General features: G+C 37.7%; 8 protein-coding genes. 6 read left to right on the forward strand and 2 right to left on the reverse strand.

Translation table 11 applies throughout. From position 1 onward, the window contains the following. Positions 1 to 518: RNA-guided endonuclease TnpB family protein (locus tag EKM60_RS10950; RefSeq protein WP_164508392.1), on the reverse strand; the 518-nt coding region annotated here is incomplete at its 3' end. A 384-nt stretch (positions 519 to 902) separates the two neighbouring features. On the opposite strand from EKM60_RS10950, the gene EKM60_RS10955 reads away from it, so the two are divergent. The 3 genes from EKM60_RS10955 (at position 903) to EKM60_RS10965 (ending at position 3,422) form a co-directional block, all read left to right on the forward strand. Beyond that, the gene (locus tag EKM60_RS10955) at positions 903 to 2,360 is read left to right on the forward strand and encodes an APC family permease (protein ID WP_125715359.1); all 1,458 of its coding nucleotides are present in this window, start codon (positions 903 to 905) and stop codon (positions 2,358 to 2,360) included. A 523-nt stretch (positions 2,361 to 2,883) separates the two neighbouring features. Beyond that, entirely contained in the window at positions 2,884 to 3,135 is a 252-nt protein-coding gene (locus tag EKM60_RS10960; RefSeq protein ID WP_125715361.1) for a hypothetical protein, read from the forward strand. A 2-nt stretch (positions 3,136 to 3,137) separates the two neighbouring features. Then, positions 3,138 to 3,422, forward strand: a complete 285-nt coding sequence (locus EKM60_RS10965; protein WP_125715363.1) for a hypothetical protein — start codon at positions 3,138 to 3,140, stop codon at positions 3,420 to 3,422. Between the two features lie 296 nt (positions 3,423 to 3,718). Here the strand turns inward: EKM60_RS10965 and EKM60_RS10970 are convergent, their stop codons facing one another. Continuing rightward, positions 3,719 to 4,603 (reverse strand): outer membrane protein assembly factor BamD, encoded by an 885-nt coding sequence (locus EKM60_RS10970; protein ID WP_125715365.1) that lies wholly within the window; start codon positions 4,601 to 4,603, stop codon positions 3,719 to 3,721. A 158-nt stretch (positions 4,604 to 4,761) separates the two neighbouring features. Here EKM60_RS10970 and EKM60_RS10975 point away from each other — a divergent pair, with 158 nt between their 5' ends. The 3 genes from EKM60_RS10975 (at position 4,762) to EKM60_RS10985 (ending at position 7,043) form a co-directional block, all read left to right on the forward strand. Then, positions 4,762 to 4,968, forward strand: coding sequence for a hypothetical protein (locus tag EKM60_RS10975; protein ID WP_125715367.1), 207 nt, complete (start codon positions 4,762 to 4,764; stop codon positions 4,966 to 4,968). Positions 4,969 to 4,987: 19 nt separating this feature from the next. After that, positions 4,988 to 5,215 carry a DUF2922 domain-containing protein gene (locus EKM60_RS10980; RefSeq protein WP_125715369.1) on the forward strand — a complete coding sequence of 76 codons (228 nt, stop codon included), beginning with the start codon at positions 4,988 to 4,990 and terminating at the stop codon, positions 5,213 to 5,215. Between the two features lie 319 nt (positions 5,216 to 5,534). After that, positions 5,535 to 7,043 carry a hypothetical protein gene (locus EKM60_RS10985; RefSeq protein ID WP_125715371.1) on the forward strand — a complete coding sequence of 503 codons (1,509 nt, stop codon included), beginning with the start codon at positions 5,535 to 5,537 and terminating at the stop codon, positions 7,041 to 7,043. Positions 7,044 to 7,427: the final 384 nt, after the last annotated feature.

Here is a 7,427-nt window from a genome sequence, read left to right on the forward strand (position 1 = left end):
TGGTTCTCGCAATCAAGAGATAAGACGGCGTAGTATTTGTTGGTACTAGACTTACGAATTGTGACTGCTTTGATCTTGCCAACTATCTTTCGACCGGCACGATAACGCAAGTAGCCTAACTTAGGTAGCTTAATGAAATGATCATCTACTACTTCAATGTTATTTTTAACAAACTTACACTGATAGCTTTGCTTAGGAAACTTCTTACTTTTGAATCTAGGGTACTTCCTGATGTGTTTGAAGAAACCTTTGTAGGCTTCAATTAAATCATGATCAGTAACCTGTAAAGCTGTGCTTTCAGCCAGCCTTAACCAGGTATATTCTTTCTTTAATTGGGTAAGCAAGTAGTTCAAGTCATATGCACTCAAGAAGCTAGAATCAGGATTATTAACATATCTTTGTTGGATCATATCCAGCATTTGATTCCAAACGAAACGGTTAGCACCAAAATTTAAAGTAATATGTTCAACCTGTTGTTTGTCAGGGTAGATACGGAGTTTGATACCTTTTAAAGCCATTATTATCACCTCTTTTCTACCTACAATTATACATTAAAAGAACATACGTTTGTATAAAAGTATTAAGAAAGAAACAGAAGTACAGTTGCTTAAGACGATGATTCATCTCGCAAATGAATTAGCGAGTTTTCTCATCTAGCAACTCGTATAAAACTATGATAACAGAATTATCTAAAATGGTTGTTTCTAAAGGAATCGCTGCCAATTATTCAAATTAAAAATATTTTAATTAATAAGTAAGCGTCAACAATGATTTTTCGCCTCTAAGCACCGCTGACTCGCAAAAAAAGCTTGCAACTAAATTAGAAAACTATTAGAATGTCATTATTTCTATTATTCAAATTTAAGAGTAAGACCAGCAGCAAGTTATGAGGAGGATTTTATATGAGTAGGATATTTAAACGATTGACCTTAAAGGAAGATCCGAGTATTTATGAAGATAAGGATGCCAATCTGGTAAGAGTTTTAACGGTTAAGGACTTCTTAGCCCTAGGTGTCGGAACAATTGTTTCCACGTCTATTTTTACTTTGCCAGGTGTCGTTGCGGCTGATCATGCTGGCCCAGCGGTGGTCTTTTCGTTTTTAATTGCTGCGATCGTTGCGGGTTTGGTAGCCTTTGCTTACGCTGAAATGGCGGCAGCGATGCCGTTTGCTGGATCTGCGTATTCGTGGATCAATGTTATGTTTGGTGAATTTTTTGGCTGGATCGCTGGTTGGGCGCTTTTGGCTGAGTACTTTATCGCTTTAGCCTTCGTTGGTTCCGGACTGTCGGCAAATTTTCGAGGGTTATTAGTACCACTGGGTATCAACTTCCCTAAATCGTTGTCGAACACATTGGGGAATGACGGCGGGATCATTGATATCACCGCTGTTATCGTTTTAGTTGCCGTTGCCTGGCTCTTATCAAAAGGTGTTAACGGTGCCGCTCGAGTTGAGAACGTCTTAGTTGTCTTGAAAGTTCTTGCAATTTTGACATTTATTATCGTTGGTTTAACAGCCATCCATATTGAAAATTACGTTCCATTTATCCCTAAATACCACGTTAATCCAGATGGAACAGCCTTTGGTGGTTGGAAAGGTATCTATGCCGGTGTCTCGATGATCTTCTTGTCATATATCGGATTTGATTCGATCGCCGCAAACTCTGCCGAAGCTAAAGATCCAGAGAAGACCATGCCACGTGGTATCTTGGGTTCATTAGTTATCGCCGTTACATTGTTCGTTGCCGTTGCTTTAGTATTGGTCGGGATGTTCAAATATACTAAGTACGCTAACAATGCTGAACCTGTTGGCTGGGCATTGCGTCAAGCTGGACATTCAGGTATCGCCAGTGTTATCCAAGCCGTTGCCGTTATCGGTATGTTTACAGCCTTGATCGGTATGATGTTGGCTGGATCTCGTCTATTGTATTCATTCGGACGTGACGGGATGTTGCCTGCTTGGTTAGGAAAATTGAACAAACGCAACTTGCCTAATCACGCACTATTTGCACTATCAGCTATCGCCGTTGTTGTCGGAGCTCTTTGTCCGTTCGCATTCTTGGCTCAATTGATTTCTGCCGGAACGTTGATTGCCTTCATGTTTGTTTCTCTTGGTATCTATCCATTGAGAAAACGTGAAGGTAAGGATCTTCCCGAACCATCATTTAAGATGCCGCTTTATCCGGTATTGCCTGCAATTGCATTCTTAGGTGCCTTGTTCGTATTCTGGGGTCTTGATGTGCAAGCTAAGACTTATGCTGGTATATGGTTTGCTATTGGTCTTGTGATCTACTTTACTTATGGTATTCGTCATTCATACCTTGGTAAGGGTAATAAAGGTGCTAAAAAATTAGATAAATAATAGTAAAAAAAACCTCGGAAGGGGTCTTTTTTTTTGCTCTGATTGCCTGCCGCCAAATAACACAAGCAATTCCATCTGTTGTGTGACCGTCCCAAGTCGTTGTCTTGGGACTCGATTTTGAGCTTTGCTTGCGCAAATCTCAGAATCGTCAGTGTTGTAAGAAGGAAGAGCACCTTCTAACAGCACTTTCACAACTGATTCCATTACTTGTGTTATTTGGCTATTTTTTTCTAAACTTCGTAATTTAACTTATTGAATATTAAGAGATGGAGTTAGTTATGATTGATGAGTTTTATAGATTGAGGAGACCATATAGCAATAAACATTTGAAGTATTTGTATAAATTTCCAACAGATAGCTTTTCTAGCAATATGCTTGTTAGGGCGTTGCATTTAATTAATACTTTGTCATATGGAGATGATGGAGAAATAAATGGTTTAAAAAAATCGGTAAGGACTATTGTATTGTTATACAATCACATGATATATTTGGCAGACTTCATGGTATAAAAATAATAAAAAGAATGAATCGATTTGATCATGAGTACGAAATAAGAATTGATAGTAAATATAGTCATCTTAGAATCTTATTTTTTACTTTACCTGAAATTGCTGATAGTCTATTTTCTGAAGGAATAGTCCTTAGCTTTGTTATTGAAAAATATGGATCTAGTTTAAATATGAACAATGTTATTGATAGGTTATGTGAAGATGCCGAAAGTGTACGAGAAATAATATATATGGACAATTATGAAGAATGGTTGGAGGAGCTATAATAATGGATTTCAAAAATTTTGTGTTAAAAGCAGCTCTAGCTTCGGATGACAAATCTTTAGTTGAGAAGGTGCGGTCTCAACAATTCGAGATGGCGGGAAAAATCATGGGTCTTTCAGTACAACTTGGATTAAGTCAGATAGAAACTGCTGAGCGGCTAAGTATCCCATTTGATTATTTAGTTAGCTTAGAAGATGCAGACTTAAACATCGGCATTGATGAATACAATGATGTATATTCCAAATTACTAGAAATACAAAATACTGCATCAACAGATCAAAGCATGTAACTCTATATCGCCAAAAGAAGAGCACAAGTAATGTAGCCAGTTGTGAGAGTAGTGTTAGAGAGTGAACTTCTCTCTTACACTACTGACGATTCTGAGATTTGCGTAAGCAAAGCTCAAAATCGAGATGAGAGGCAGTGACTCGAATCGGTCACACAACAGGCGGAATTACTTGCGCTCTTCTGATAAACACCAACAAAAAATACCTTCTAGTTAAACAGATAATAAGTCTGTAAACACTAGAAGGTATTTTAATTTTAGTAGATATGTAGCCGCAGGCGGCAAGAGCAATAAAACAATTAGTTAGAAACTTTACCATCTGATTCTTGAACGGTTGTACGTCCAGCGGCATGAGCATTCTTGATGGCACGGATAATTTCGCTATCACTCCATGCAGGAACATCCTTAACACCAGAATCAGTCAATTGTTGACGAGCTTTGGCGATATCTGCATCAGTTATCGTGCCGCCATCATATTTTCTGCTTTCTTTATCGAAATCTCCGTTAGCGGCTGGATTGTCGCTATCGCTTGTGTCTGTAGATGAATCACCATTTGTAGCAGTTGAATCTGAATTATTACTACTATTATTAGTGGTATCGGTTGAAGCACTTGTTGCTTTAGCAGAACTCTTTGGCATGTTATCTAAGAGCTTCTTAGCTTGTTTGTAGATATCTGAGTAATACTTGCCTTTAATACCCTTAAACCCAGTTATTTGCTTCAATAGGGTAGTTGCTTGGTCGATGTTATCTGACTTGATCAAGCTCTTGTCTGTCTTAATGTTGATCTTGAAGTCGGCGCGGTTCTGGATGATCTCTTTAACTTGTTTCAAAAGTGTCTTGGCACGTTTGGTCATCTTAGCGTTACCGTTATTTTGGTTCTTGGCTTTGTTCAATGATGTCTTAGCATCTGAAAATTCACGTTTATTCATTTGTTTATTAGCACTGACAAGATTTTGTGCCTGCTTCTTGTAGGCTGAGGACTTGGTTGTACTCTTTGCCTCATTAGCTGATTTGTAGTGTGTTAGAGCCTTGGAATATTCTTTATTGTCCACGGCTTTGTTACCTTTAGACATTTCGGTCTTATAGTCGTTACCTTTATTGCTGCTGCTTGATGATGAATTAGAGCAGCCGACAACTAGGAAAGCTGCGATGGTTGCCATCAGTAGCGTTAGTATTTTCTTCATGTTAATTCCTCCATAATAATACTGCCCAGATTATAACATGTTAAAAGAAATTGAAAAAAGTATTTCCGTTTTTGGTATCCTCACTCGTTATTATTTATGTAAGTTACTTAAGTCGGCCGACAAGGTTCCTTACCAAAAAAGAAAACGAGGTAGTTTTGATGGACTGGGAAAAAACATCTATTAATTTAACAATGACTAATGATAAGTATGCTAAAGGTAAGATGGTACGAAACTTCAACAACATCGTGGCTAATCCAACTAAGGAACAAATTGATCTATTGGTAGAAGGATTGATCATGTTATCTGATGGGGATGCCTTCTTGAAAGCAGAAATTATCAAGCATGACGAAATGATCACACAATAAAAAGGAGCGGTAAACTTAAATGAAGAAATTACAACTAGTATTTAAAACAGCAGCAGGTAAGAGACGTGATCTAGTGTTGAACTACATCAAGGATGATCTCGATCCAATCGCGGTGAAAAGTGCCATGGATAAAATCACCGCTAGTAAGATATTTGAAAAAGATACTGTGCAACTTTTTACGGAAGTTGTTAGTGCCAAGTATGTACAACGTACTGAAACAGAAATTTTTAAAACTAAGCTGTCTTAGCTCGCTTAGCCCGATATTACGCACTTTACTGAAAATAATTAAAATTTTTGTATGATATTACTTGAGCCTAATCCCTGAATCGTCTATTATGGGATTAGGCTCTTTTGATGCAATGAATAATTTGAGGGATCGACTTAAGACTTTTCCGGGTTAGAAATATTACAAAAGTATTATTTTTAATACAGAAATGTTACAAAAGCCGGTATTTCATATTTAAGAGTTGATTCAAAAGCCGGAGTTTCATATAATGATTGTCAGTGGGATAGCCCACTAACAAATTAAAAAAAATAAATTCTTGTAGTCCAGGGGAGGATTCACATTGAAAAAATCAATTAAATATGCTGGCGTGGCCGCAGCTACTTTACTAGCCGTTGCACCCGTTGCAGCACCAGTTCTAACAAATACAGTTACAACAGTTCAAGCTGATGAAACTTCAGATACAACAGCATCAGTAAAATCTGCTGCTAATAATTACTTAGGAAATTTAAAAACTAATCAAACAGTAGATAAATTACCAGCACTTACTGGCTTGATTGGAACAACAACATCATTTTCAGACTTTAAAGCTGTAGGTGGTGGACCATACACTGCTAATACTTCTAACCAAGACAATAATGATGCTACATTAGTTGCCAACAATGCAAATGTTACATTGGAAAATGTTACATATACAATTGATGGTAAAGAATACACTGCTTCAAATGATGATGAAAATACAGAGATCCTTAAGTTGGGAACACCTTCAAAGGTTTCATTTACTGTAGCTATTTCTTCATATACACCAACTGATGCAGATGCAATTGATATTACAACAAATTCTGCAACAACAACATATACTCTTAAAGATACAGCTACTACTGAAAATACTTCAGCAGATGTAAAAGCTTCTGATTCATATGATGTAGCATATGGTTCAAGCACACTTTCACCACAATTGCTAGCTTCAATGCCTACTTCAGTTACAGACAAAGATGGTAAGGCAGTTTCTGCAGTAACTCCTTCTGCTGATACTAATTACTATGCATCAAAGAATGCTGCTATTTCAGCACTTAATGGATCTACAACAGTAACACCAGCTGGCGTTGATGAAGGTATTGCTGATGATGGTACATTCTCAAAGGAAAATACTACATATTATCAAGTAGTAACACTTACAGCTACTGCTGATAGTGATTTTGCTAAATTGCTTACTGCATATAATGCTGATACAGCTGATAAATATGCGGTAACATTTAATGGTACTGCTTTGAAGACTGCAGTTGCTAATAATGACGTTTCAACAGCTACTGCTGGAACAATTAAATATGTTCGTGCAGTCAATGTTGGCTCAAAGGCTGATACAAATTGGACAACAACTGATGAAACAGGTGTTGTTACAACAAAGAACGACAAGACATATTACACATTGAAAAATGATGACAACGACACAATTTCAAACCGTGCTCTTGCCGCTAACACTTCATGGCAATATGACAAGGTTCGTACAAACGCTAAGGGCGACAAACAATATCGTGTATCAACACACGAATGGGTTCCTGCTGAAAGTGTTACTGTAAATGATGGTAACAACAACGGTGGTTCAGAAACTCCAGAAGGCGCATTAACAGTTAAAAACCTTGACACAAAGAAAGTTGTTAACCTAGCTACACCTGGTATGACATACTTCGTTTACAATAAAGACGGCGTAATGTCAACAACACGTGCTCTTGCTGGTGGTTCATCATGGTTAGTTGATAAGACTGCTACTGATGCTGCTGGTAACACTTACTACGGTGTTTCAACTGACGAATTTGTTAAAGCCGGTGAAGGTGTTTCACTAGCTGACTAATTCTTAGTCGCTTAAAATTAAGACTTGCGAAAGCAAGTCTTTTTTTGTGCTTTGGTTGGGGGGAGATATATGTCGTCTCCAGATATGAAAAAATTTACTGGCTGTGCGGAACGGTCCCAGCCTTGGTCTGGGACCTCGGTTCCTACGATTAGTCAAGTATGATCTAGGAAAATGAGAGTATTCTAAACAGTACTTCATAACTTGTGCTTTAAAATTATGAAGGTAAGAGTTAGTATTGAAATAGAGATATTATTGTATCTCTGTGGACTTCGAGTCCGTATATGCATAAGCATATTTAGTCTTGCTTCTAATCATGGAGAACAGACACTTAAGTGTCTTGTTCATGCAGGCTACTGTGGCAACCTTGTCCCCTTTGGGGACGGG

The sequence above is a fragment of the Companilactobacillus kedongensis genome (assembly GCF_003946625.1).
Lineage (GTDB): Bacteria > Bacillota > Bacilli > Lactobacillales > Lactobacillaceae > Companilactobacillus > Companilactobacillus kedongensis.

What these genes read in the sequence shown, in the direction of transcription:
- EKM60_RS10975 (WP_125715367.1), top strand. Translation starts at nt 4,762, where the DNA reads ATGGACTGGGAAAAAACATCTATTAATTTAACAATGACTAATGATAAG.
- EKM60_RS10980 (WP_125715369.1), top strand. Translation starts at nt 4,988, where the DNA reads ATGAAGAAATTACAACTAGTATTTAAAACAGCAGCAGGTAAGAGACGT.
- EKM60_RS10970 (WP_125715365.1), bottom strand. Translation starts at nt 4,603, where the DNA reads ATGAAGAAAATACTAACGCTACTGATGGCAACCATCGCAGCTTTCCTA.
- EKM60_RS10960 (WP_125715361.1), top strand. Translation starts at nt 2,884, where the DNA reads ATGAATCGATTTGATCATGAGTACGAAATAAGAATTGATAGTAAATAT.
- EKM60_RS10965 (WP_125715363.1), top strand. Translation starts at nt 3,138, where the DNA reads ATGGATTTCAAAAATTTTGTGTTAAAAGCAGCTCTAGCTTCGGATGAC.
- EKM60_RS10955 (WP_125715359.1), top strand. Translation starts at nt 903, where the DNA reads ATGAGTAGGATATTTAAACGATTGACCTTAAAGGAAGATCCGAGTATT.